Source organism: Shewanella sp. BJSY2023SW007 (assembly GCF_047314525.1).
Taxonomy (GTDB): Bacteria; Pseudomonadota; Gammaproteobacteria; order Enterobacterales; family Shewanellaceae; genus Shewanella; species Shewanella chilikensis.
In genome coordinates, this window is the sequence record NZ_JBKORL010000066.1 from 94,718 (window position 1) to 94,923 (window position 206).

Annotated in this window: 1 protein-coding gene; it reads right to left on the bottom strand. The window is 47.6% G+C overall.

Annotation, left to right across the window (positions count from 1 at the left end; all coding sequences use genetic code 11):
* Window positions 1-206: transposase (locus ACMHXE_RS10175; RefSeq protein ID WP_413732157.1), on the bottom strand; the 206-nt coding region annotated here is incomplete at both ends.

Here is a 206-nt window from a genome sequence, read left to right on the forward strand (position 1 = left end):
AATTGACTGCGTAACGTAAAGCGACTCTCCAGAAGATGCTGCTTCATCTCCCGATAGCCCACTTCTATCTCCCATCGATGGGCATATAAATCCGCTATCTCTGCCCCCGGGTAACGCAATGGGTCCGTTAATGACGTCAAAATGGAAACCGACTTACCTTTTATCGTCTTCGTCAGTAAGCGAGCTTCAATATTCTCAGGCAGCAT